Genomic DNA, 22,904 nt, shown 5'->3' with positions numbered 1-22,904 from the left:
ACACAATAGATGATCTCAACTAAACCATTAATACTTCCATAGTACATGGTTATTGAGAAACAAATGCCCAGCATTAATAAGTAGAGATTCAACAAGCATTGACAATATTTAGGATGATGTGTATATGCAAGTATATAGATCTTATATAATGAATAGTTATAAAGAATAAAGGCAAGATAAGCAAATGCAACATGGAAGAAGCCAGTTAGCGATACACCTTTTTCATAAGGAATTAAAGCTGATATAAACATGATAATTAAAGTAAAAAGTACAGATGATGTTGGGATTTGAAATTGTTTGTACATAATGAAAAATAGGAGCATGTGGGTAATAATTGAGATACTCACCCATACAAGAAACAAAAGTTGAGTTTCACTTTGATTCGCAAGATATGTAAAATTACTAGTCAGTATGTTTGTTTTAGATCCTAATATGATTGTGAGTATAGGGACAACAAAAACACTACTTAATAGAAGTAATCGATTAACAAATTTCGTATTTAAATAAGAATTACTTGATTTTTGCATGGTACAATTGTAGCATGAATTTATATTTTGGGAGTGGGATAATGGAAAAATTAAAAGTTGGATACCAAGGTGAACATGGTACATTTAGTGAAATCGCAGTTCATCATTATTACAAAAATGAAGAAATAGAAACAAAAAGTTATAAGAATTTCATTGATATTTTAAATGATTTAGAGAGTGGTGTGTTGGATACAGCACTATTACCTGTTGAAAATAGTACAACAGGTATTATTTATCGTACCTATGATTTACTTGCGATTCGTGATGTTTTTGCGATTGGCGAACAAAATGTAAGAATACAAGAGAACCTAATTGGTATAGTTGGAGCTAAAGTAGAAGATATTAAAGAAGTATATAGTCATCCAGAAGCATTGGGTCAGTGCCAAGGTTTCTTCAATCAACATCCAACAATGAAGTCGATACCTTATCAAGATACTGCGAAAAGTGTTGAATTTATTAAGGAATGTAATGATCCAAAAAAGGGTGCGCTTGCTAGTTATTTGGCAGCTGAATATTATGATTGTCCTATCTTAATGAAGAATGTAAATGATAATGAACTTAATACAACGAGATTCTTATGCGTATGTAAGGGTGAAAGAGTAGTACCTAATGCAAATAAGATTAGTATGTATTTTGTTGTGAATCATCAACCGGGTACATTGTATGAAGTGATTAAAATATTCGCAGAGAATCATATTAATATGCTAAAATTAGAATCAAGACCAATACAAGGTCGATTGTTTGAGTATTGTTTCTATATTGACTTTGATGGTAGTATTGAAAATCCTGTAGTACAGGATGTCATTGCCCAAGTAAAAGGCTTATGTGTAGAAATGAAATGTTTAGGATCTTATCGTAAATCAATGGAGGAATAAGATGAAAAAAATATTGAGTTTATTACTAGCTTTAACACTTGTTGGATGTACTGCTACACAAGCACCAACACCAACACCAGAAGAATCAAAAAAACCGTCTAGCAATGTCGGATGTGATGTAACAAGTGAATGTGAAGATGGAGAAAAAGCGGATATGAGTGCGTATAAAGATTTTATGGATACAGATCATGTGTTCCGTTCAATTACGATGCAACAAGGAAATGAATTACTAGAAAGTGATAAAACATTTGTTTTATATTACGGATTTTCTACATGTCCTTGGTGTGTTGAATTACTTCCAATTTTAAATGATGTTGCGAAAGAGAATGGAATGGCTGTTGAATATGTAAATGTAAGACCTGAAGGAACTGATTCAACAAATGATATTCGTGTTGATACTAATCCAGATTATGTAAAATTAACAGAAATAGTAAATGATTATCTACCTGTCAATGATGAAGGGGTAAAACGATTATCAGTACCCTTTGTTTTCTTTGTAAAAGATGGGGAAATTGTAGAGACTCATATTGGAACTCTTGATTCTCATGATGCCAAAGAAAGAGTGATGAATGATGAGGAAAAAGCTGAATTAACACAAATAATGATTGATAATTTTCAAAAAATGAAAAAATAGATAATAATTTTCAGAAAAATATTGAAAATATATCTACGTGTGTTAAAATAGGACTATGTTCGAGGTAAAGATGATGAAACAAATTAACGTTTTGAAAGGATTCTTTTATTACTTTAGATAGCCGGGTGATGTCAATAGATATTGCCCATTTTGTGTGATAAGGCATATCTATGGTAAATATACAGTTGAAACCATATAGATTGCCTATATGGTTTTTATTTTTAGATTGATGAGGGAAAAGTATGAAAATGCATTGTAATTTAGGTGAAAGAGGATATGACATTTTATTAGAAAGAGGTTGTTTAAGCCATCTAAAAAATGTTATGGATGTGAATCGACGTTATTTTATTATTAGTGATGATGGTGTTCCAAAAGAGTTGATTATGTTGGTTCGTTCTCAACTACAAGAGGCTAACATGTACATTTTTCAACAAGGAGAAGCATCAAAGAATATTGATGTTTATCAAACTTGTTTGAAAATGATGTTACAAAAGAAATTCACAAGAAATGATTGTGTTCTTGCGATTGGTGGTGGCGTTGTTGGCGATCTAGCAGGTTTTGTAGCATCTACGTATATGCGAGGCATTGATTTTATTAATATTCCAACCACAACGCTTGCACAAATCGATAGTAGTATCGGTGGTAAAGTTGCGATAGATATGATGGGTATTAAGAATTGTGTTGGTTCATTTTGGCAACCAAGACTCGTTCTTATCGATCCAGAAGTCCTAAATACATTACCTCAAAGACATTTCTATAATGGTTTAGTAGAAGCTTTAAAAGCAGGACTCATACAAGATAAAACATTATTTGAATTATTTGAACAGGATGATTATTTAGAACATCTAGATGAGATATTAGAACGTTCGTTGGAAGTAAAACGAAAAGTCGTTGAAGCTGATGAAAAAGAGATGGGACTAAGAAAGATATTGAATTTTGGTCATACAATAGGTCATGGAATTGAGAGTGCACTTCACTTTGATGGTTATTATCATGGTGAATGTGTTGGGTTAGGTATGATTGCGATTTTGGATGATCAAGATATCCAACAAAGAACGATACAAGTATTAGAAAAAATGGGGTGTCCTACTTGTGTAGATATAGAAACAGATGATGTATGTCGATATCTTGCGAATGATAAAAAATCAAAAGGATCAATGATTACAATTGTTCAAGTACCCACGATTGGTGATGCAAGATTAAAAGATATACCAATTGAAGATTTAAGACAAATAGCGAAGGAGGTATGCAAATGAAAAATACAATAGGTAATTTATTTACTGTTACTTTATTTGGTGAATCACATGGTGAGGCAATAGGTGTTGTATTAGATGGTGTACCTGCAGGAATTGAAATTAATCAGGAATTATTTGAACATCAAATGTTTTTAAGAAAACCAAAAGGAACAATTTCGACACAGCGTCATGAAACTGATGAAGTAAAGATGATTAGTGGTATTTTTGAAAATAAAACAACAGGGGCTCCTTGTTGTATGTTGATTGAAAACAAGGATCAACATTCAAAAGACTACTCGAAGATAAAAGATATTGCCCGCCCATCTCATGCGGATTATGCAGCAAATATGAAATACAATGGTTACCAAGATTATCGTGGTGGTGGCCATTTCTCTGGAAGACTTACAGCACCATTGGTTGCTGCAGGTGCTATTGCGATACAACTACTTCAATCAAAAGGAATTACGATGGGTACACATGTATTACAGTTACATGATATTCAAGATGATGCATTCTCGTCTAACTTGAATCAATGTAAAGAACAAATTGATAGAATCAATCAATTAGAATTCGCATTAATTAATGAAGATAAGAAAGATGAAATGATTCAACGCATAGATGATGCAAGAATGAATTTAGATGCAGTAGGTGGTGTATTGGAGACATGTGTAATGGGTATGCCAGCAGGTGTTGGAGAACCAGCATTTGATTCAATAGAAAGTCGTTTATCGCATGCCTTGTTTAGTATTGGTGCAGTTAAAGGGGTTGAGTTTGGATTAGGGTTTGGATTTAAAGATAAAATGGCGTCAGAAGTAAATGATGAATTTGAAGTTGTGGATGATGTCATTGTAACTAAGACAAACAACAATGGTGGAATTAATGGCGGTATTACTAATGGTATGCCTCTGCTATTCAAAACAGTTGTGAAACCAACAGCATCGATTTCAAGACATCAAAACTCAGTGAACTTTAAAACCAATGAAAATGTTGATTTGGTAATACAAGGAAGACATGATCCAGCAATTATTCATCGTGCAAGAGTTGTGGTGGACAGTATGACTGCAATAACACTTGTGGATTGCTTAATTGAACGTTATGGAATTGTATGGTTTCAAGGAGGTCAACAATGAGACGTGGTGTAATTGGATATCCCATGGGTCATAGTTATTCAAAACCCATCCATGAACAATTAGGAGGATATGAATTTGAAATCATTGAGCTACATCCTGATAAATTTGATGCATTCTTAAAGGCGAAAGAGTTTGATTCAGTGAATGTAACGATACCTTATAAACAACAAATCATTCCTTATCTTGATGAATTAGATGACAAGGCAAAACGTATTGGTGCAGTCAATACGGTTGTGAATGATTCTGGAAAACTAAAAGGATACAATACGGACTATTATGGTTTTTGGTGGATGTTGGATGATCATCAAATCGAAATTAAAAATAAAAAAGTAGTAATTCTAGGAAATGGCGGAGCAACGAAAGCATTAAAAGTTGTAATACAAGATATGGGTGCAAAACAATTACTTATTGTATCCCGCACAAAAACAGATGAAACAATTACATATGATGAATTGTTTGAAAAACATCAAGATGTAGAAGTTCTTATTAATGCAACACCAGTTGGTATGTCACCAAAGCATGATGATTGTCCAATTGATTTAGAACGATTAGAAAAATTAGAAAGTGTTGTGGATATAGTCTACAATCCACTTAAGACAAAACTGATTCTTCAAGCTGAAAAGTTAGGATGTAAAACAGTATGTGGTTTAGAAATGTTAGTTGCGCAAGCGAAACAAGCTGTGGAAATCTTTACGAATAAACAATTGAGTGATGAAGATATTAAAAAGGTAACCTTTGATATCATCAGTAAGAAAGAGAATCTTGTCTTTATTGGAATGCCATCGTCTGGTAAAACCACAATCGCAAAGATATTGAGTGAACAACTTGAATTACCATTTATCGATTTAGATGAAGAAATTGTAAAAAAAGCAGGTAAGTCAATTAAACAAATCTTTGAAGAAAGTGGTGAAGAAATATTTAGAGATATTGAATCTGAATGTGTTGAAGATCATTGCATGGATGAGGGAACTATTATCTCATGTGGTGGAGGTGTAATTAAACGTAATAAAAACATCGAACATCTCAAAAAGAAGGGATATCTCATTTGGATTGATCGTGATTTGGCATATCTTAAGTCAGATGATAATAGACCATTATGTAAAGATGATGAAACGATGAAACGTCTTTATTCAGAACGATATTCGTTATATAAAGATGCAGCGGATATACGAATTGAGAATAACAATACCGAATTAGAAGTATTGGAAAAAATAAAAAACCATTTAGAAAGTAGGAAAATAAAATGATTATAACATTAAAGAAAGGTGCACCTCAAACAGAAATAGAAAAGTTAGTGCATCAATTTGAAACACAAGGATTACAAGTAAATATGATTACCGGACAAAATTTCAATGTGTTCGGTTTAGTAGGCGATACGGCAAAGTTAGATGAGAAACGCATTCAAGCAAATGAGTGGGTTGAAAATGTTCAACGTATCGCCGCTCCCTACAAACTCTCAAATAGAATGTTCCATCCTGAGGACACAATTGTGGATGTAAATGGAATACAAGTGGGTGGTGATAATCCAATCGTAATTATTGGAGGACCATGTTCAGTTGAAGGCGAATCTATGATGGTTGAGATTGCAGAAAAAGTTAAAGATGCAGGCGGATGCATGATGAGAGGTGGAGCATACAAACCAAGAACATCACCATATGCTTTCCAAGGAATGGGTGAAGAAGGGTTAGTTTGTATGGACAAAGCTCGTCAAAAAACAGGATTACCTGTTGTATCAGAGCTAATGAGTGCAGATAAAATTGACGAGTTTGTAAAATATGTCGATATTATTCAAATTGGTGCACGTAATATGCAAAACTTTGATTTACTCAAAGCTGTAGGTAAACTTGATAAACCAATCTTACTAAAAAGAGGACTTGCGAATACGATTGAAGAATGGATTATGTCAGCTGAATACATCATGGCTGGTGGAAATAAGAATGTAATTCTTTGCGAACGAGGTATTCGTACGTTTGAAAAATATACAAGGAATACATTGGATTTAAGTGTTGTCCCTATCATTAAACAAAAAACACATTTACCAATAATTATTGATCCATCTCATGCAACAGGAGATTGGAAATTAATAGAAAGTATGTCACTTGCAGCTATTGCAGCTGGAGCTGATGGATTAATCATCGAAGTACACACAAATCCTGAATGTGCTTGGTCAGACGGGCAACAATCATTGAAACCAGAAAAATTCAGACAAGTAATTGATAAGTGTAAAAAAGTTGCAGAAGCAATTGGACGTTCAGTTTATGAAGGTTAAAGTTACACCATCAAACCTGACAAGAAGAGTTATTGAAATACCTCCTAGTAAATCAATGGCTCATCGTGCAATTGTTTGTGCTTCATTAGCAAAGGGTAAAAGTGTTATTACAAATTTAGATTATAGTGTTGATATTCAAACTACATTAGATGGTATGAAAAAACTAGGTGCAAAGATTCAACAATTTGATGATTATGTTGTGATTGAAGGAATTGAAGATTTAACACAAATTCAAGATACTACAATTGAATGTAATGAATCGGGATCGACATTGAGATTCTTTATACCCATCTTTTCACTTACGAATAAAAAGATTACGTTTACAGGTACAAAACGTTTGATGGAAAGGCCTCAAGATATTTATAAACAAATCTTTGATGAACAAGGTTTATCATTTAGCCAAGATGAAGAAAAGATTGAAATTGAAGGTTCTATTAAAAGTAAGAAGTATAAATTATTAGGGAATGTATCATCACAATTTATTTCAGGATTGTTGTTTTCACTACCTTTACTAAAGACGGATTCAATTATTGAAATTGAACCTCCTTTTGAAAGTAGATCTTATGTTGATTTGACTTGTCAAATGATGAAGAACTTTGGTGTTGATGCGTACTTTTTAAGTGATACAACATTGCATATTCCAGGTAATCAAAGTTATGTTGCGAAAGATACAAAAGTAGAGGGAGATTATTCTCAACTTGGTTTCTATGCGGTACTTGGCGCGTTGCTTGGACCATTGGATTGTGTAGGTTTAAATACACGTTCACTACAAGGTGATAAACAAATTGTTTCGATATTAAAAAGTATGGGAACAGAAGTTGATGTATTGGAAGATGGATATCGCTTCCATAAAACTGATTTAAAAGGTTGTACAATTGATTTAAACAACTGCCCTGACTTGGGACCTATCTTATCAACATGCGCTAGTTATGCAACGGGTGTTACTGAGATTATGAATGCAGGGCGATTAAGAATTAAAGAGAGTGATCGTATTAAAGCCATGGAAGAAGAATTACATAAATGTGGTGTTGATTTCAAATCGACAAAAGATACAATTACAATCCATGGACCAAGTATGTTTGAATGTCATGAACAATTACATGGACACAATGATCATCGTATTGTTATGGCGTTAGCGATTGCTGCAACAAATGCCGCTCAACCTATAGTCATTGATGATGCTCAAGCAATCAAGAAATCATATCCAGGATTCTTTGAAGATTTAGCTTCATTAGGTATCCAAGTGGAGAAGATTGATGATTAGCCAAGATACGCAGTTTTGTATAGTGGGTCTGGGCTTACTAGGAGGATCTTACGCACAAGCACTAAAGCTAAAAGGTTATAAAGTAACTGCGATAGATATTAATGCAGATAGTATTCAATATGCACTTGATAAAGGGTGGATTGATGATGGAAATAGTGATGGTACAAACTTACTTGAGAATGCAGATTGCATTGTCTTGGGATTGTATCCAAACATTGTAGTGGATTGGATTATTGAGAATCAAGATAAGATTAAATCAGGGTGTATCATTACAGATGTAACTGGTGTTAAACGAGGTATCGTACCTGAAATACAATCAATTTTACGAGGTGATCTAGAATTCATTGCGAGCCATCCTATGGCAGGAAGAGAAGTAAGCGGAGTAACTTATAGTGATCCTAGCATCTTCAAACCTGCAAACTTTATCATCACACCAACCGATAAAAATAGTGAACAAGCGATATCATTTATTAGTGACTTATCATCAACATTAGAATTTAATCGTACAACCACGTTATCACTTCAACAACATGATGAAATGATTGCGTTTTTATCACAATTAACACATGTTATCGCGGTTAGTTTAATGAACACGAATGATAATACACACTTAGTAGAATATACGGGGGATAGCTTTAGAGACCTCACAAGAATTGCAAAGATTAATGAAAATTTATGGAGTGAATTATTTATCATGAACAAAGATTTCTTACTTAAAGAAATTGACGACTTTCTAGATGAAATGAAACGCTTTCGTGATACACTAGAAAAAGAAGATGTTGAAGAAATGAAAAGATTATTCATTCAATCAACAAAAAGAAGAAAATTATTTGATAAGTAAGAGGAGGATGAATCATGAAGTTCTTAATTCTAAATGGGCCTAACATCAACATGGTAGGTATTAGAGAGAAAACAATTTATGGGACAATGGATTTTAATGAAATGATATCACTAATTCAAACAGAGGCAGCAAAACGTCATGTTGAAGTAGACTGTTATCAAAGTAATCATGAGGGTGATTTAGTGGATGCAATACAAAATGCTTACTTTAATAAGTTAGATGGTATTGTGATTAATCCTGCAGCCTATACACATACAAGTGTGGCGATTGCAGATGCAATCAAAGCAATCTCCCCAATTCCTGTAGTTGAGATTCATCTATCTGACATTAAGGAAAGAGAAGCCTTTAGACATCATTCTTATTGTGCACCTTATTGCATAGAACAAATCAAAGGTTTTGGTCCACAAGGTTATGTTATGGCAATGGATGCTCTTATTAAGTATATTGAGGAAAAAATATGATTCGCTTTGGTATATTAGGACCGGGTAAAATTTCACATCGATTTATACTGGGAATGAAAGATGTAGCGGGAGCTAAAATAATTGCGGTAGCATCACGTAATGAAGAAAGAGCGAAATCAGTTGCGCAACAATATCAATTTGAGAAATATTATACATCCTATGTTGATTTATTAAAGGATGATGAAATTGATGCAGTTTATATCGCAACACCACCCCATACACACGATGAACTCATTCGTTTAAGTTTGTCACATGGAAAACATGTTTTATGTGAAAAACCATTAATGGGTAGTAGTGAAAAAGCAAAACAATGTTTCGAATTCGCTAAAGAAAAGGGTCGCCTTTTGATGGAAGCAAACAAGGCACCATTTACACCCATATTCAAACAAGCGAAACAATGGATTGAAGAGGGGTGTATTGGTAAAGTACAATACATAGATGCAAGTTATAGCTATCGTCAGTTGTTTGAAGAAGGTCATTGGGTTTATTGGAAAAATGAAGCAGGTGGAGGCATGTATGATGTGGGTGTTTATCCCCTTGGCTTTGTCACTTGTTTAATGAATTCACCAGTAATTGAAGAAAAAAGAATGGCATTAGACCATAATGGCTTATGTGATGGGTTTGAACAAATCTTACTTCGTTATAAAAATGGTGTTATCGCTAGTATTCGTGGTGGTATTGATGTCCAAACAGAAAATAAAATCATGATTTATGGAGAAGATGGTTATATTGAATCCATGCATTTTTGGAAGAGTCATGATATAAAGGTTGTAAAGGGGAATGAAGTTATTGAAAAGCATTTTGATTTCAATAGTGAATTCACATTTGAGATTCAACATTTTGTGGATTGCATAGTTGCAGGACTTCAAGAAAGTCCAGTACTATCCATGGAAAAGAGTGTAGAAATTATTCAAATCATCGAGAAATAACTCATTTGAGTTATTTTTTGAACATATAGGGGGTATTGTATGAAGAAGTTTTTTAAGAAATATATTGGACCTAAAGCTTTCTATCTAAAAACTGCAAGAATAGCGATTCCATTATCGCTTCAAAACTTATTATCCAGTTGCATGGGTATTGTGGATACATTGATGGTTTCGTGGATTGGTATGGTTACTGCAGTTGGAACGGCAGCTCAAATTGATACCTTGTGTTCAATGATTGCTTATGGTTCAATTGGAGGAACAAGTATGTTTTCTTCACAATTTTATGGTGCAAAGGATTATAAAAATCTGAAGAAAACATTTGGTTTGAGTTTATTACTTGCGGGTGGAAATGCTTTGTTTTGGTTTTTTGTCGCTACTTTTTTTGGTCAACAAATTTTATATTTCTATATGCCAGATGCAGAAATTATCCAATACAGTCTACAATACTTGGATATTGCGAAGTTTGGTTTAGTTATTGGGAGTATCAATTTTGCATTTAGTTTTATGTATCGTAGTATCCAAAGTGCAAAGGTATCACTCTTTGTTAGTATTATTACAATTTCATCAAATGCCATATTGAATGCTTGCTTAATCTTTGGCTTTGGTATTTTCCCTAAATTGGGAGTTGTTGGGGCAGCACTAGGAACTGTGATTGCTCAATCAATTGGTTTGGTAATTTACCTATGTCACGCAACAATCACAAAACAACCTTTCTTTGGTAAGTTTGGTGAAATGTTTAAACTAGATAAAGAATTCGCAATGCCTATTCTAAGAAAAGTATTGCCTTTAATCTTTAATGAAACGCTATTTGGTTTAGGATCTACTTTGTTTATTAAAGCATTTGGACAACTTGGTAAATCAAGTATGGATGCTTATTATGTAGGAAATCAAATCTACAATACATTTTTATTCATCGTTTATGGCTATGGAAGTGCTATTTCTATCTTATTGGGTGTTAAACTTGGCTCTGGTAACATTGAAGAAGCAAAACAAGATGCAAATTATCATTTGGGTTTATCCTTTATCTTATCGATGATTCTTGTAGTGGGAATGATTATATTCGCTAATCCAATGGTTTCGATATTTAACTTAAACGATCCAATTATCCAACTATTAGCAGTTCAAATTGTCTGGGTATTTGCGGTTAAAGTGTCCATGCGCTTATTCAATTTCATTATTTTCTCTATCCTAAAAGCAGGTGGAGAATCAAAGGTTATTCAAGTTCTCGATTCTGGTATTCTATGGGTCATAGGCTTGCCTAGTGCGTTTATTTGTGTTAATCTACTAAACATGAGTAGTATCGTAATCGTTCTATTAATCACCCAAATTGAACAGTTAGTTCGATTTGTCTTTGGTATCATTTGTGTACGTAGAGAAAACTGGGCGAAAGACTTAACAGTTTTGGTAGATTAGTAAAATTTTGATATAATACTCCTGTTAGGTGGTAAAAAATGAAGAAAAAAGAATTAATTATGATTGTCGGGATTGTCGTTATAGCACTAGGTATCTTTGCTGCAGTACAATTCATGAATACACAAAAGAATAAAGATGTCATACGTGTTATTTATAAGAGTACAACTGTCTTAGAATTTGACCCAAATAAAGATGGAGAATATTGGTTTGATGGTAGTTATGGAAAACTGATGGTTGAAGTTAAGAATGGTGAATGGCGTGTAACAAACGAAGAATGTCCAAACCATGTATGTAGTTCTACGGGTTGGGTATCAGCAGATCACTATTTACCAATTATATGTCTTCCTAATGAAATATCAGTAGAATTAAAATAGGTGGTAACATGAAAACAAGTTCAACTAAAAGATTCGTGTATATTACATTATTAAGTGCCATGGCAATTACTATTAATATTCTCGAATCCACATTTATTCCTCCCTTACCCTTTGGGATAAGATTTGGATTAGCGAATATCATTGCTTTAATTACAATTGAAATATTGGGTGTTAAGGAAATGATTATTGTTAATGTCATGCGTGTTGTGATTGGTAATCTATTAAGAGGATTAATCTTTGGAACAACATTCTGGATTGCATTTGGTGGTGTTGTATTAAGTAGTATTGTTTTGATACTATGCAAACAACTGAAGTCATCACTCCTGTTTACTTCAACACTTAGTTCAGTTGGACATACAGTGGGTCAAGTCTTGATAGTAATGTTTATTTATCAACAAACAAGTATGATTGCGATTGTTCCATATTTATTAATTGCAGCAATTCCAACAGGTATTTTAACGGGTATTGTAGCAAATGAAGCATTGAAACGAATTAGTAAAAACAATTTACAAGTACGCTAAAGACTCGAAAGAGTCTTTTTATTTGCCTATTTTATCATTAAAGTACTTGACTAAGTCAAATATAGTTATATAATTGACTTAGTCAAGTAAAGGAGGGAACCATGAAAAAAGATTTAGTGTTCTATATGACTAAGTTAAGAATTAGTTTTATGGATTACTACAAAGCAAAACTGGAAGAGATAGGTATATCAAAAGGCCAGCAATACTTCATTTTAGCTATTGGAGCATCTAAGAAATGTTCTCCCAATAAGGTTTCTCAACTTGCTCAAATGGATGCAGGACATACAACTCGTTATATCAATAAATTAGTTGATACTGGATTTGTAAGTAAAACACCAAATCCCAATGATGGTCGATCTTGTTTCTTGGAGTTAACTGCAAAAGGGATTGTTGCTTATGAGAAATCTCGGAATATTTTTCAAGAATGGACCAAAGATAAGATGAACCACTTAACAAAGGGAGAGAGTGTAGAACTCTTTCGTTTACTAGGAAAATTATTTGATGAGAAAGAAGATGGTAAAAATGGATAAACTAGTATTAAGTCCAATAAAGATTAATAACATAGAACTAAAAAATAGAATTATATTTGCACCAACATCGTTGGGATTATCACATGAAGAAACAGTTGAAAAATATCGTTCAATCGCTAGAGGTGGTGTTGCGATGATTATTGTAGGGGATGTGCCTGTTTCTAAAAGAGGGTTCTTATCAATGTATAATAGGAAAATGGCGAAGCATTATCAAGATATTATTGATGCAATACATAGTGAAGGAGCACTTGCTTGCGCGCAACTTCATTCATCAGATTCAAAATTTACTTCTTTGATTAAGTATATTCCACTTGTCCTAATTAAAAAGATGACACCCAATGATTTAAGAAATAAATTAAATGAAAGTGTACCTCACTATATTTCAACGTTATCATTAAAAAAAGTAAAAGAGATTATCTCGAATTTTGGTGATGCAGCTGAAAAAGCTACACAACTTGGATTTGATTGTGTACAAGTTCATGGGGATCGTATATGTGGCAGCTTTAGTTCATCCATTATGAATTTTCGTGAAGATGAATATGGTGGAAGTCCAGAAAATAGAGCGAAATTTGCAGTTGCTTGTGTTAGTGCAATTCGTAAGAAATGTCCTAACATAACAATTGATTACAAATTAGCGGTTCGCCAAGAGAAACCTCATTATGGAAATGCAGGCGTCATAGAAGAAGAGATAAAAGTATTTGTACCACTTCTTGAAAAAGCAGGAGTGAATAGCTTTCATGTTGCCCTTGCCAATCATGGTGAACTAGAAGATACAATTCCACCCGTTAATCATCCGTATTTCAAGGAACAAGGTTGTTTCCTCAAGTTCGCAGATGAAGTGAAAAAATATACAAATCTTCCCATTTGTGGAGTAGGTTGTTTAGAAAAACCAGAATTTATTGAGGAACAACTTCAAAATCATCGAATTGAAATGGCTGCAATGTCAAGACAACTCATTGCGGATAGTCAATGGGTGAATAAAGTAAAAAACAACGAAGAGACATCTATTCATACCTGTGTTCGTTGCAATCAAAAATGTTTAAAAGGAATGCAAGCACACAAGGGTGTACATTGCATCTATGAAGGGAGAGCATCATGAAAAATGCCATTATTTATTCAAGTAAAACAGGAAACACCGAGTTATTAGCGAATATAATAAAAGAAAATATTGAAAATTTAGTTTATTGTGGACAACCAGAATCAGGAATTGATGCAGATGTATACTTTGTTGGTTCATGGGTAGATAAAGGGAGTTTTGATACATCGATTCTAGACTTTCTTAAAACTTTGAAGAATACCAAAATCTTCTTATTTGGTACAGCAGGATTTCAAAGCAGTAAACCATATTATGATCGCATTTTAGGAAGTGTTAAGGAATCAATTGATTCATCCAATGAAATTATTGGAGAATATATGTGCCAAGGTAAGATGCCAATGGCAGTTAAGCAAAAGTATGAAACAATGGATTTAAGTAATGCGAAATTTAATGTTGCAGGATTCATTGATAATTTTAACAAAGCATTATCACATCCAGATACAAATGATTTGGATACATTAAAAACAATCGTGAAAGGACTATAAAGAAGATGAAATCAAAATATTTAATACCCGTAGTTACATTGTGTGTAGCTTTACTAACAGGTTGCTCAACACCTGAGAAAACATTCGAAAGAGGAACACTAACAGATGGTGTTTATAGAAATGAATCATTCAATTTAGAATTCGTTTATCCAGATGATTTACAACCAACAGGTAAGGAATCAATTGCATATTTGTATGGGTGTCAACCCGTTGAGAACCAAGATTGGGCAACAACATTTGAACTATGTAAAACTGAAAAGAATACAAATTATTATTGGGATATAGCTGTAGAAAGTGAAGATGGTTCTAAGTTTACAGGTGTGTTAATTGAAGATATTTCAACACTGGATAAAAAACCAACTGTGGATACACTTGTTAGCCAACAAATGGATGCCGCAAAGAAATGGGCTGGGGAAGAAGTATTTATCACATCAGCTTATGAGATGAGTGTTCAAGGTCAATCATTTCAAGCATTTACATATATCGCAACCTCACCATCCAATCCAGATGAAGATTACTTTGGTATGACAGCAATTCGCATTGAAGGTAACTATGCAATTATTATTTCTGTAACTGTAAATTCTACAGATAAAAAAGCATTCAATGATGTAATGGAAATCTATACAACTGAAGTAAAATAAAATGACTGAGTTCTAAATCATTAGACCAGTAAAAAAAAAAGATACTCATTTGAGGGTATCATTTTTTTGTGAAAATAAGTTTATTGACTCAATGTTTAAACAAGTTTCATCATCAAATGTCATTTTAACAATCCAAGGCATCACATCAACGATTTTCCAAAAGTCATCGAATTTGAACATGGGTTGATAGTAATTAACAATAGTAGATAATGCGGTACCATGTGTACCAATTGCAATTGTTTTTCCACGATCCATTTTTAAAACAAATTGAAGTGCATTGATATTCCTATCTTGAACTTCTTGTAGTGTTTCACCATCAGTTAGTTTGTAGTTGAAGTCTGACCATTGTTTCTTGGCAAATTCCTCAAAATTTTCAATCCAACCAGAGTCTACTTTTCTTTCTCTAAAGTCTTCAATACAGTTGATATCGTATCCAAGTGTTTCTGCAAAATCTTGTATTGTTAGTATGGAACGACAGTAGGGACTTGAGTAAATTTTATCTACTTTCTTATCACTAAGATAGTCTGTGGCAAGTTTACGATCTTGCAATCCTGTGGTTGTTAAACCACGTGTTCTTTCATCTTTGTTTGAATGATCTGATGTAGCGTGACGCACAAAATATACTGTTGTTTCCATTATTGATTATCTTGTGCAATTAAATCTTTTAATGCTTCAATAGCAACCTTGATTGCAATTTCAGTATCATGACATTGAGGGTTTTCTAATCCTTGTTTTTCTCTTTCTTGATTTGCAACAACTAAGAAACAAGAACCACAACGAACATGCAAGTAACTTGCGACAATGAATAATGCAGCAGATTCCATTTCAGATGCTTTGCATCCTAATTTACACCATGCATCCCATTTGCGTAGAAGTTCAACTGAGTTAGGTAATGATTCTGGACGATGTTGACCATAGAAAGCATCTTTACATTGTACAACGCCAGTATGAAATGGTTGATTTAATTTCTTTGCGGCTTGAGCTAAAGCGTTTGTGATTTGTAAATCTGCAACAGCAGGATATTCAATTGGTGCATATTCTTTTGATGTTCCTTCAAAACGAACGGCAGCTTGTGCAATAACTACATCACTACCCTTAACATCAATATCCATACCACCACATGTACCAACACGAATAAATGTGTCTGCACCACATGCAACTAATTCTTCCATTGCAATACTTGCAGATGGCCCACCAATACCAGTTGATGTAACTGATACCTTAACACCGTTTAATTCACCTGTATATGTAACGTATTCTCTTGAATCCGCAACGAGCACTGGGTTATCAAAATATTTCGCGATTTTTTCGCAACGCTTAGGATCTCCTGGTAATAATACATAGCGTCCTACTTCGCCTTTAGCAACACCAATATGATATTGTTTTCCTGTACCTTCTGTATAATCGATCATTTAAATTCCGCCTTTCATTTGCTTGTATCATTATTATAGTAGATTTGTATAAAAAAAGAAACGATGTTCCTCGTTTCTTCTACCAAACCTTAGTTTTGGGATTTAATTCATTGTCGATTGCAAATCCTGCTATCTTCCATGTACCACGTACATTTAAGAATGAAATAGAATGATAATCAACATTGTATACAAAATGGATAATTTGATAGAATTGATATGAAAGAGGTAAATTACATGAAAAGAGAAATAAGATACTCGCTTGAACCAATAGAAAAAGCAACATTTCGCAAGGTACATCTAACCAGCTATCATGAATCTTTAATTAATGATTTAGATAATATTTGTCGAAAAGAATATGGATTAAATTTATTATGTGGAAAAAAAGGCTCGGGCAAAACTAGTGTCATGAATATAGTTGAAAACAAAAAAATATATGATAAATCAATATGGATTCATGTAAATCTATATAATTGCGTCGATAATATAGCCCTTGCTATTCTTTACCAGATTGAAAGAAACGAAATAATCATTCAAAATGAGATTCTTATTCAAAATACTAAGTTATTAATAAAATCCTTTGAAAATAATGTTACGATAACTCAAACTGAACGAACTGGAGAAGAATTGATTGCTTCACAAACTGAAACAAAAGATTCCAGTTCATCAATACATAGTAAAGCTGAAATAGGTTTAAAAGGTCATATCTTAAAAATCCTAAGTAATTTTAAGATTGAATTCAGTAAAATACATCGTTTTAAATCATTCAACGAGAGAAAAAAAATTAAAACAAAGGGCATGTCGTTTGATATGGTCTCATTAAATAAATATACAAATAGAAATAAATATGATGAGTTGTTTAAACTATTTGATTTATGTGATTTAAAAAAAATTAAATTAATATTAATAATAGATGAAGCTGATAAATTCTCGTGTAAAGATGTATTAAATTTTGTTCTAGAAAACAAATTACTCTTAGTTGAACAAAAAATACTAACATTTATTCTTACTGACATATACCAAGGTATAGAAATGGAAATGTTCCACAAAGATTATTTTAGTGATATTATTTACATGCCATTTATTGAATATCATGATTTTTTTATGATTAGCAAGAATTTTGAGTTATCAAATTCGTTAGAAGAACATTTCGAATACTATTACTTATCTCGAGCAAATTATAGAGAATTAGTTTATCTCACAAGAAAAGAAAAATATTCAATTGACAAGAAGAACAGTCACATACGAGAAAAGTCTTGGATACTTATAATATTAGTAAGTTCTGATTTCTTTAGAGAATTAGATAATAAATACAAACAAGTTATTTTGGATTATCTTATTTATTTTATTGATTATATATTCTTATTTAAAGAAATTAGTTTTCAAGTAGTTAATGAACATGCTGAAGAGTATTTTGTAAAAACATTTCAAGATAATCAAGTAATTAAAAACCTTTTGTTGCGTGTAAATGAGTGGCTTAAAACAACTCCATTTTCTTTAAACAACTTAATAGTATATCCAGCAAATAATATGATGACAACTCCTAAAACTGAAATGTTCAATGAGTTTATTAATAATACTCTGAAAGATACATTTTGTTTAATAGATAAAAAAACGGAAAATTTTTCAATATATAATTTCTACAATTATTACAATTCTATTCTTGTTCAATCACAAAAATCTATTAATGCATTATATTCTAAGTATGAAAAATCTGAATTCTATGATAGTTTACAAATTAAAAGTGAAATAGAAAATTATATTATTACTCTTTGTGAAACAAAGTATTTTCCTCCATATATATACAACAATCAAATTGAAATTGATTATGATCGGGATAATAATAGCGTTGATGATGCAATTAAGTTTATTAATAATTTTAGAAACAAAATTATTGGAGTTGTTTTGTTAGTTATTTCCGTTAACAAAAAAAAGTTGATTAATGGTGTCATTTATTATTCAAATGAATTAACGAATTGTGCAAAACTTTATGTTGGTTATCCTGGTTTATCATCGCATAAAGAATATAAACATAAGGAATTCATTGAGTTTTTAGAGTTAAATAAAATAAAGTACTTTTATCCTAATGATAATGTATTATTTAATAAAACGATCGATGTCTATTCAACTGAAGAAATGAAGAAAGAGATAATACCTTTTGTTAATATGTGGTTCGAGATGATAAAGAATAATGGAATGATATGAAAACAAGGATTATCTTAATAAGAAAAAGAAACGATGTTCCTCGTTTCTTCTACCAAACCTTAGTTTTAGGATTTAATTCATTGTCGATTGCAAATCCTGCTATCTTCCATGTACCACGTACATTTAAGAAACTGATTTGATATCCAATGTGATATTCCTTTGAAGTACTACCAGCTGCAATATAGTAATCAAATATCACATTCGTAATCATTGAGTTTTCGTCTTGTTGAACAATCGATAACACATTTTCATTTGAGAATTGTGATGTACCATGAGCTGCATACCATTGATTGTCCATTGTCTTAATACGATCATAGAAATCACTACCAGTAATTGTAATGGCAGATATAGCGCCAAGAGTACCATCTTTCGTAGGATAACGTGCACATGTTTTTGCAGCGTTCAATACTGTTTCTTTTAAATCAGAATCTGTAGATGTTTTACCTACATAGTATGTATTACTTAATACGTCTTTGATAACGCCATAACCTGCATTGTCAACAGTAATAACAGGTTCAGAAATTAAGTTATTTAAATCATAGCGTACAACTTTTGGCGCATCACTTGCATCATCTAAACCAGAGAAATTTGTTGCGGTAACACTTTTGTTAGAAATATAATCATTACTAACTTCAATTCCATTTACTTTGAATATGATACCGGCAGGTACTTCTACGATACTTGAATGATCTCCTTCAAATACAGTTGAAGCTAACCATTTACCATTATCACCTTTAACAAGTTTGATTACTGCAACCTTAACGTTACCATCATATAAACCATATAATAAATTATCAGATGGATCTTTTTCAACTTGATAAATTAAGTTATCAAGATTTACACCATCATAAATATCTTTGATTGCTTGATCATAATCTTCTTTAGAATTTAGATGAGGATCAATCATCAATGAGTTTTCATAAATCCCATTGAAATCATTATTTTTGATTTGTTTTAAATATAAACTAATTGCACTTTCAGGAAGTTTAGCTTCTTTACTTGCAAGATTTGATTTTGTAAATAAGACAAATGCAGTGGAAATACCAATACATAATAATAAAACAAGAATAAGAATTGTAATACCTGCACTACGTTTAATGCCACCTCTTCTACTACTCATTTTATTCACCCGCCTTTACAACAAATGCCGTAGGTAAATTACGAGCACCATAGATTGAAACAGTACTATTGATTGTTTCACCCTCATATACCATGACTGTAGAGTTTCCACCATCAAGATTAGCTGCAGTCATTGCACCATAATCTTGCATAATTTGAATAATATCTGGATACAATGCACCGAATGATAAAGGTTGACGACCATCCATTACAAGAAGTAAGAATGTACCATCAGCTCTTTGACCAATTGCAGTTCTTGGATTTAAACCAGCTAAACGAGCACTGTCGAATACATTTTCATATTGATTAATAAAGATAGGACCAAATGTTACAGCATCACGTACGCCCCAATCAAGAGCTTGTTGAGCAGACATGTCTCCTGCAATAAGTTGGTTTTGATCATTGATACCAATTACTGGACCAAATTCTTTAGGAGTTCCACTAACTAGTTTACCTTCAGATATAACAATACCCCAAGCTTGACCACCATTACCTTTACCACCAGCATCTTCAAATCCACCAGCGTTGATACCTGCGATACCTTTATACATCTCAATATATTCTTCTAATGAAGGACCTGGTGCACCAGAATCAAGATATGGATTAACCGCAACCATCAAATCCTCGGGATTCGATACAATCATCATAAATGCTTGATATGTAGGGCCTTTAATTGAATGAATTTCAATTCCATCAGGACTTTCTACCACTTCACTTTTTACAATAACTTCAGTTTCATCAATTCCGTTTTTGATAGCACGTATTTCTTCATCACTATAGAAGAACCCTGCAATTGTACGATCAAGACCACTTGAAGGTAAATCTTGTATGAGTTGATTACTATAAGCAACTGCAGCACCTTTATATGTTTCTTTTAGGACTAGATATGTTGTTAAACCTGCAGTAGCTAAAATCATTAGTATGCATAGCGAAACAACTAGACCAACGGACATGGATTTAGTTCGTTTTTTAGACATAATTACCTCATTTCTATCTCTTTAACTTTATTATATAAGTTTGAAGGATATCTGACAACTTAAACTACAAAAAGCAACCAACTAATTTTATAGAGATAGTTCTTTGTTTGGTATGGGGAGGTAACTTCGGTAAAGTGGCTTAAACTCTTTCTTTTTTGATACTTTGTGCATAAAAATCTTGTTTTAGAAAAAGGATTATGGTATTATAACAAAGCACTAGCAAATGGCCCGTTGGTGAAGCGGCTTAACACAGCGCCCTTTCACGGCGTCATTCACGGGTTCGAATCCCGTACGAGTCACCACAGGGGTGTAGTACAATGGTAGTATGATGGTCTCCAAAACCACAGACGGGAGTTCGATCCTCTCCACCCCTGCCAGCATAGTGGATTAACCGATGAAAGTCGGTTTTTTTTATGTATTTCAGTTATATTTTATATATGAAAAAAGTGTGCAATGATTTACATCATTGTGAAAATATTAATAATTTGATATTCTTATAGTAATGAATGAGGGGACTAAAAATGCTCGTATATCAAGGGATTAAGGGCGATTTTCTATTAGATGTATTAAATGATAGAATTTGTGACAAGATTCATAATGAATATAAAAGGTTTTTTGGTAAAAGTAATGAATCTCAAATTCGTTCATGGAAAAATTCAATGGAGTACATGAATAAAGTATTATCTGATGCAGAAATCCCAAATGAAGCAGGAATAGCAATCGAATATAATATACCGACTACATCGAAACGTGTAGATTTTATTGTTTCAGGATTTGATCAAAACAACAAGGGCTCTGTCATTATTATTGAATTAAAACAGTGGGAAAGTTGTGAGAAAGAAGAAAGAAAAGATGGCATAGTAAGGACATATTTAAATCGAGGTGTGCATGATGTTACACATCCATCATATCAAGCTTATTCTTATGCTTCTTTGATCTATGATTTTAATGAAACCGTAAGAAAAGAGTTAATCGATTTGTATCCTTGTGCTTATCTACATAATTACAAACTTAAAGAAAATGACGATTTAGTTAATAACATATATCACGAATACATTGATGTAGCACCTGTATTTTGTAGTGGTGATGTTGTAAAACTTAGAACATTTATTAAGAAACATATTAAATATGGCGATAATAAAGAATTACTCTATTCAATAGATAATGGGAAGATAAGACCTTCAAAAAGACTTCAAGATACTTTGTCGAGTATGCTTAAGGGAAATAAAGAATTTAAATTAATTGATGAACAAAAGGTAATTTTTGAAGAAGCGTTGTTACTAGATAGAGCATATGAAATAGATAAGAAGAAAAGAGTATTAATAATTGAAGGTGGGCCAGGAACAGGGAAAACCGTACTTGCTATTAATCTTCTAGTGGAAATACTTAACCGTTCGAAAAATGTTGCCTACGTAACAAAGAATTCTGCACCTCGAGAAGTATTCTATAAAAAGCTTGCAGGTGATTTTAAGAAAAACCATGCCAAGAATTTATTTCAAGGATCGGGTTCATTCATTAGTACAGAAGCTAACGTTTATGACGCATTGCTTGTAGATGAAGCTCACCGATTAAATGGAAAATCGGGTATGTTCAAAAACAAAGGCGAGAATCAGATTAAGGAAATTATTAATAGCGCAAAACTATCTATATTCTTTATTGATGAAAACCAAAGAGTAACGATGGATGATATTGGAGATCAAGAAACTATTGAAAAATATGCAAAGGAATTTAATGCAGAGGTTGAGCATGTAATCCTCGAGTCACAATTCAGATGCAATGGATCTGATGGTTATCTTGCTTGGTTGGATAATATATTGGAAATAAAAGAAACAGCGAATATAGATTTTGACTTTGATTATGATTTCAAAGTATTTGATGATCCAAATGAATTAAGAGAAGCAATTATAGAGAAGAATAAGATAAATAATAAATCAAGAATCGTTGCAGGATATTGTTGGGATTGGAATAAAAA

The 22,904-nt window shown here is 32.6% G+C and carries 24 protein-coding genes and 2 tRNA genes; 21 read left to right on the top strand and 5 right to left on the bottom strand.

Going from position 1 to position 22,904, the window contains the following annotated elements; genetic code table 11:
* The coding region (locus RR643_RS03900) for a hypothetical protein (RefSeq protein ID WP_332482376.1) at positions 1-527 on the bottom strand (527 nt) is incomplete at its 3' end.
* A gap of 41 nt (positions 528-568) precedes the next feature.
* Here RR643_RS03900 and RR643_RS03895 point away from each other — a divergent pair.
* The 17 genes from RR643_RS03895 to RR643_RS03815 all read left to right on the top strand — a co-directional run bounded on the left by RR643_RS03895 (position 569) and on the right by RR643_RS03815 (position 15,222).
* Complete coding sequence (locus RR643_RS03895) at positions 569-1,402, top strand: prephenate dehydratase (protein ID WP_332482375.1); 834 nt, start codon at positions 569-571, stop codon at positions 1,400-1,402.
* Position 1,403: 1 nt separating this feature from the next.
* Complete coding sequence (locus RR643_RS03890; protein ID WP_332472439.1) at positions 1,404-2,036, top strand: TlpA family protein disulfide reductase; 633 nt, start codon at positions 1,404-1,406, stop codon at positions 2,034-2,036.
* 242 nt (positions 2,037-2,278) lie between these two features.
* Positions 2,279-3,292 carry a 3-dehydroquinate synthase gene (gene aroB / locus RR643_RS03885; protein WP_332482374.1) on the top strand — a complete coding sequence of 338 codons (1,014 nt, stop codon included), beginning with the start codon at positions 2,279-2,281 and terminating at the stop codon, positions 3,290-3,292.
* Positions 3,289-4,401, top strand: a complete 1,113-nt coding sequence (aroC, locus tag RR643_RS03880) for a chorismate synthase (RefSeq protein WP_332472441.1) — start codon at positions 3,289-3,291, stop codon at positions 4,399-4,401. The genes aroB and aroC overlap by 4 nt, the downstream gene beginning before the upstream one ends.
* Positions 4,398-5,648 carry a shikimate kinase gene (locus tag RR643_RS03875; protein WP_332472442.1) on the top strand — a complete coding sequence of 417 codons (1,251 nt, stop codon included), beginning with the start codon at positions 4,398-4,400 and terminating at the stop codon, positions 5,646-5,648. The genes aroC and RR643_RS03875 overlap by 4 nt, the downstream gene beginning before the upstream one ends.
* Positions 5,645-6,670, top strand: coding sequence for a 3-deoxy-7-phosphoheptulonate synthase (aroF, locus tag RR643_RS03870; protein ID WP_332472443.1), 1,026 nt, complete (start codon positions 5,645-5,647; stop codon positions 6,668-6,670). The genes RR643_RS03875 and aroF overlap by 4 nt, the downstream gene beginning before the upstream one ends.
* On the top strand, positions 6,660-7,934 hold the full coding sequence (aroA, locus tag RR643_RS03865; protein WP_332472444.1) for a 3-phosphoshikimate 1-carboxyvinyltransferase: 1,275 nt from the start codon (positions 6,660-6,662) through the stop codon (positions 7,932-7,934). The genes aroF and aroA overlap by 11 nt, the downstream gene beginning before the upstream one ends.
* Positions 7,927-8,775 (top strand): prephenate dehydrogenase, encoded by an 849-nt coding sequence (locus tag RR643_RS03860; protein WP_332472445.1) that lies wholly within the window; start codon positions 7,927-7,929, stop codon positions 8,773-8,775. Before aroA ends, RR643_RS03860 begins: the two co-directional genes overlap by 8 nt.
* 14 nt (positions 8,776-8,789) lie before the next feature.
* Entirely contained in the window at positions 8,790-9,236 is a 447-nt protein-coding gene (aroQ, locus tag RR643_RS03855) for a type II 3-dehydroquinate dehydratase (protein WP_332472446.1), read from the top strand.
* Entirely contained in the window at positions 9,233-10,165 is a 933-nt protein-coding gene (locus RR643_RS03850; protein WP_332482373.1) for a Gfo/Idh/MocA family protein, read from the top strand. Before aroQ ends, RR643_RS03850 begins: the two co-directional genes overlap by 4 nt.
* Before the next feature lie 39 nt (positions 10,166-10,204).
* Positions 10,205-11,575 carry an MATE family efflux transporter gene (locus RR643_RS03845; protein WP_332472448.1) on the top strand — a complete coding sequence of 457 codons (1,371 nt, stop codon included), beginning with the start codon at positions 10,205-10,207 and terminating at the stop codon, positions 11,573-11,575.
* Positions 11,576-11,613: 38 nt separating this feature from the next.
* Complete coding sequence (locus RR643_RS03840; RefSeq protein WP_332472449.1) at positions 11,614-11,949, top strand: NusG domain II-containing protein; 336 nt, start codon at positions 11,614-11,616, stop codon at positions 11,947-11,949.
* A gap of 8 nt (positions 11,950-11,957) precedes the next feature.
* Positions 11,958-12,470, top strand: coding sequence for a Gx transporter family protein (locus tag RR643_RS03835; protein ID WP_332472450.1), 513 nt, complete (start codon positions 11,958-11,960; stop codon positions 12,468-12,470).
* A 101-nt stretch (positions 12,471-12,571) separates the two neighbouring features.
* The gene (bilQ, locus tag RR643_RS03830) at positions 12,572-13,000 is read left to right on the top strand and encodes a bilirubin utilization transcriptional regulator BilQ (RefSeq protein ID WP_332482372.1); all 429 of its coding nucleotides are present in this window, start codon (positions 12,572-12,574) and stop codon (positions 12,998-13,000) included.
* Positions 12,972-14,099, top strand: coding sequence for a bilirubin reductase (gene bilR, locus RR643_RS03825; RefSeq protein ID WP_332482371.1), 1,128 nt, complete (start codon positions 12,972-12,974; stop codon positions 14,097-14,099). Before bilQ ends, bilR begins: the two co-directional genes overlap by 29 nt.
* The gene (gene bilS, locus RR643_RS03820; RefSeq protein WP_332472453.1) at positions 14,096-14,581 is read left to right on the top strand and encodes a flavodoxin family protein BilS; all 486 of its coding nucleotides are present in this window, start codon (positions 14,096-14,098) and stop codon (positions 14,579-14,581) included. The genes bilR and bilS overlap by 4 nt, the downstream gene beginning before the upstream one ends.
* Before the next feature lie 5 nt (positions 14,582-14,586).
* Positions 14,587-15,222 carry a hypothetical protein gene (locus RR643_RS03815; protein ID WP_332472454.1) on the top strand — a complete coding sequence of 212 codons (636 nt, stop codon included), beginning with the start codon at positions 14,587-14,589 and terminating at the stop codon, positions 15,220-15,222.
* 45 nt (positions 15,223-15,267) lie between these two features.
* Here RR643_RS03815 and RR643_RS03810 read toward each other — a convergent pair whose 3' ends face one another.
* Complete coding sequence (locus RR643_RS03810) at positions 15,268-15,858, bottom strand: histidine phosphatase family protein (RefSeq protein WP_332472455.1); 591 nt, start codon at positions 15,856-15,858, stop codon at positions 15,268-15,270.
* Positions 15,858-16,634, bottom strand: a complete 777-nt coding sequence (gene udp / locus RR643_RS03805) for a uridine phosphorylase (protein ID WP_332472456.1) — start codon at positions 16,632-16,634, stop codon at positions 15,858-15,860. Before udp ends, RR643_RS03810 begins: the two co-directional genes overlap by 1 nt.
* Positions 16,635-16,868: 234 nt before the next feature.
* Between udp and RR643_RS03800 the strand changes: the two genes are divergently transcribed.
* A complete protein-coding gene (locus tag RR643_RS03800) occupies positions 16,869-18,836 on the top strand; it encodes a hypothetical protein (RefSeq protein ID WP_332472457.1) in 1,968 nt (655 codons plus the stop codon).
* 49 nt (positions 18,837-18,885) lie between these two features.
* Here RR643_RS03800 and RR643_RS03795 read toward each other — a convergent pair whose 3' ends face one another.
* Together RR643_RS03795 and RR643_RS03790 are read right to left on the bottom strand one after the other, a co-directional pair.
* Positions 18,886-19,956 (bottom strand): hypothetical protein, encoded by a 1,071-nt coding sequence (locus tag RR643_RS03795; protein WP_332482370.1) that lies wholly within the window; start codon positions 19,954-19,956, stop codon positions 18,886-18,888.
* 1 nt (position 19,957) lies between these two features.
* Positions 19,958-20,932, bottom strand: a complete 975-nt coding sequence (locus RR643_RS03790) for a phosphodiester glycosidase family protein (RefSeq protein ID WP_332472459.1) — start codon at positions 20,930-20,932, stop codon at positions 19,958-19,960.
* Between the two features lie 225 nt (positions 20,933-21,157).
* Between RR643_RS03790 and RR643_RS03785 the strand changes: the two genes are divergently transcribed.
* The 3 genes from RR643_RS03785 to RR643_RS03775 all read left to right on the top strand — a co-directional run.
* Positions 21,158-21,234 (top strand) — tRNA-Glu (locus tag RR643_RS03785).
* Between the two features lies 1 nt (position 21,235).
* Positions 21,236-21,309, top strand: a tRNA-Trp gene (locus tag RR643_RS03780).
* 144 nt (positions 21,310-21,453) lie between these two features.
* Positions 21,454-22,904, top strand: a 1,451-nt coding sequence (locus RR643_RS03775; protein ID WP_332482369.1) for a DNA/RNA helicase domain-containing protein, incomplete at its 3' end; no start/stop codon positions are given.

Source organism: Anaerorhabdus sp. (genome assembly GCF_036637135.1).
GTDB lineage: Bacteria > Bacillota_I > Bacilli_A > Erysipelotrichales > Erysipelotrichaceae > Anaerorhabdus.
This window is presented reverse-complemented; position numbering and strand designations above follow the sequence as displayed.

Coding starts and splice junctions, on each gene's coding strand:
- RR643_RS03840 (WP_332472449.1), top strand. CDS start 11,614: ATGAAGAAAAAAGAATTAATTATGATTGTCGGGATTGTCGTTATAGCA.
- RR643_RS03890 (WP_332472439.1), top strand. CDS start 1,404: ATGAAAAAAATATTGAGTTTATTACTAGCTTTAACACTTGTTGGATGT.
- udp (WP_332472456.1), bottom strand. CDS start 16,634: ATGATCGATTATACAGAAGGTACAGGAAAACAATATCATATTGGTGTT.
- aroA (WP_332472444.1), top strand. CDS start 6,660: ATGAAGGTTAAAGTTACACCATCAAACCTGACAAGAAGAGTTATTGAA.
- RR643_RS03860 (WP_332472445.1), top strand. CDS start 7,927: ATGATTAGCCAAGATACGCAGTTTTGTATAGTGGGTCTGGGCTTACTA.
- RR643_RS03815 (WP_332472454.1), top strand. CDS start 14,587: ATGAAATCAAAATATTTAATACCCGTAGTTACATTGTGTGTAGCTTTA.
- bilQ (WP_332482372.1), top strand. CDS start 12,572: ATGAAAAAAGATTTAGTGTTCTATATGACTAAGTTAAGAATTAGTTTT.
- bilS (WP_332472453.1), top strand. CDS start 14,096: ATGAAAAATGCCATTATTTATTCAAGTAAAACAGGAAACACCGAGTTA.
- RR643_RS03795 (WP_332482370.1), bottom strand. CDS start 19,956: ATGAGTAGTAGAAGAGGTGGCATTAAACGTAGTGCAGGTATTACAATT.
- aroC (WP_332472441.1), top strand. CDS start 3,289: ATGAAAAATACAATAGGTAATTTATTTACTGTTACTTTATTTGGTGAA.
- RR643_RS03790 (WP_332472459.1), bottom strand. CDS start 20,932: ATGTCTAAAAAACGAACTAAATCCATGTCCGTTGGTCTAGTTGTTTCG.
- aroB (WP_332482374.1), top strand. CDS start 2,279: ATGAAAATGCATTGTAATTTAGGTGAAAGAGGATATGACATTTTATTA.
- RR643_RS03835 (WP_332472450.1), top strand. CDS start 11,958: ATGAAAACAAGTTCAACTAAAAGATTCGTGTATATTACATTATTAAGT.
- RR643_RS03810 (WP_332472455.1), bottom strand. CDS start 15,858: ATGGAAACAACAGTATATTTTGTGCGTCACGCTACATCAGATCATTCA.
- RR643_RS03875 (WP_332472442.1), top strand. CDS start 4,398: ATGAGACGTGGTGTAATTGGATATCCCATGGGTCATAGTTATTCAAAA.
- aroF (WP_332472443.1), top strand. CDS start 5,645: ATGATTATAACATTAAAGAAAGGTGCACCTCAAACAGAAATAGAAAAG.
- RR643_RS03850 (WP_332482373.1), top strand. CDS start 9,233: ATGATTCGCTTTGGTATATTAGGACCGGGTAAAATTTCACATCGATTT.
- RR643_RS03845 (WP_332472448.1), top strand. CDS start 10,205: ATGAAGAAGTTTTTTAAGAAATATATTGGACCTAAAGCTTTCTATCTA.
- bilR (WP_332482371.1), top strand. CDS start 12,972: ATGAGAAAGAAGATGGTAAAAATGGATAAACTAGTATTAAGTCCAATA.
- aroQ (WP_332472446.1), top strand. CDS start 8,790: ATGAAGTTCTTAATTCTAAATGGGCCTAACATCAACATGGTAGGTATT.
- RR643_RS03800 (WP_332472457.1), top strand. CDS start 16,869: ATGAAAAGAGAAATAAGATACTCGCTTGAACCAATAGAAAAAGCAACA.
- RR643_RS03895 (WP_332482375.1), top strand. CDS start 569: ATGGAAAAATTAAAAGTTGGATACCAAGGTGAACATGGTACATTTAGT.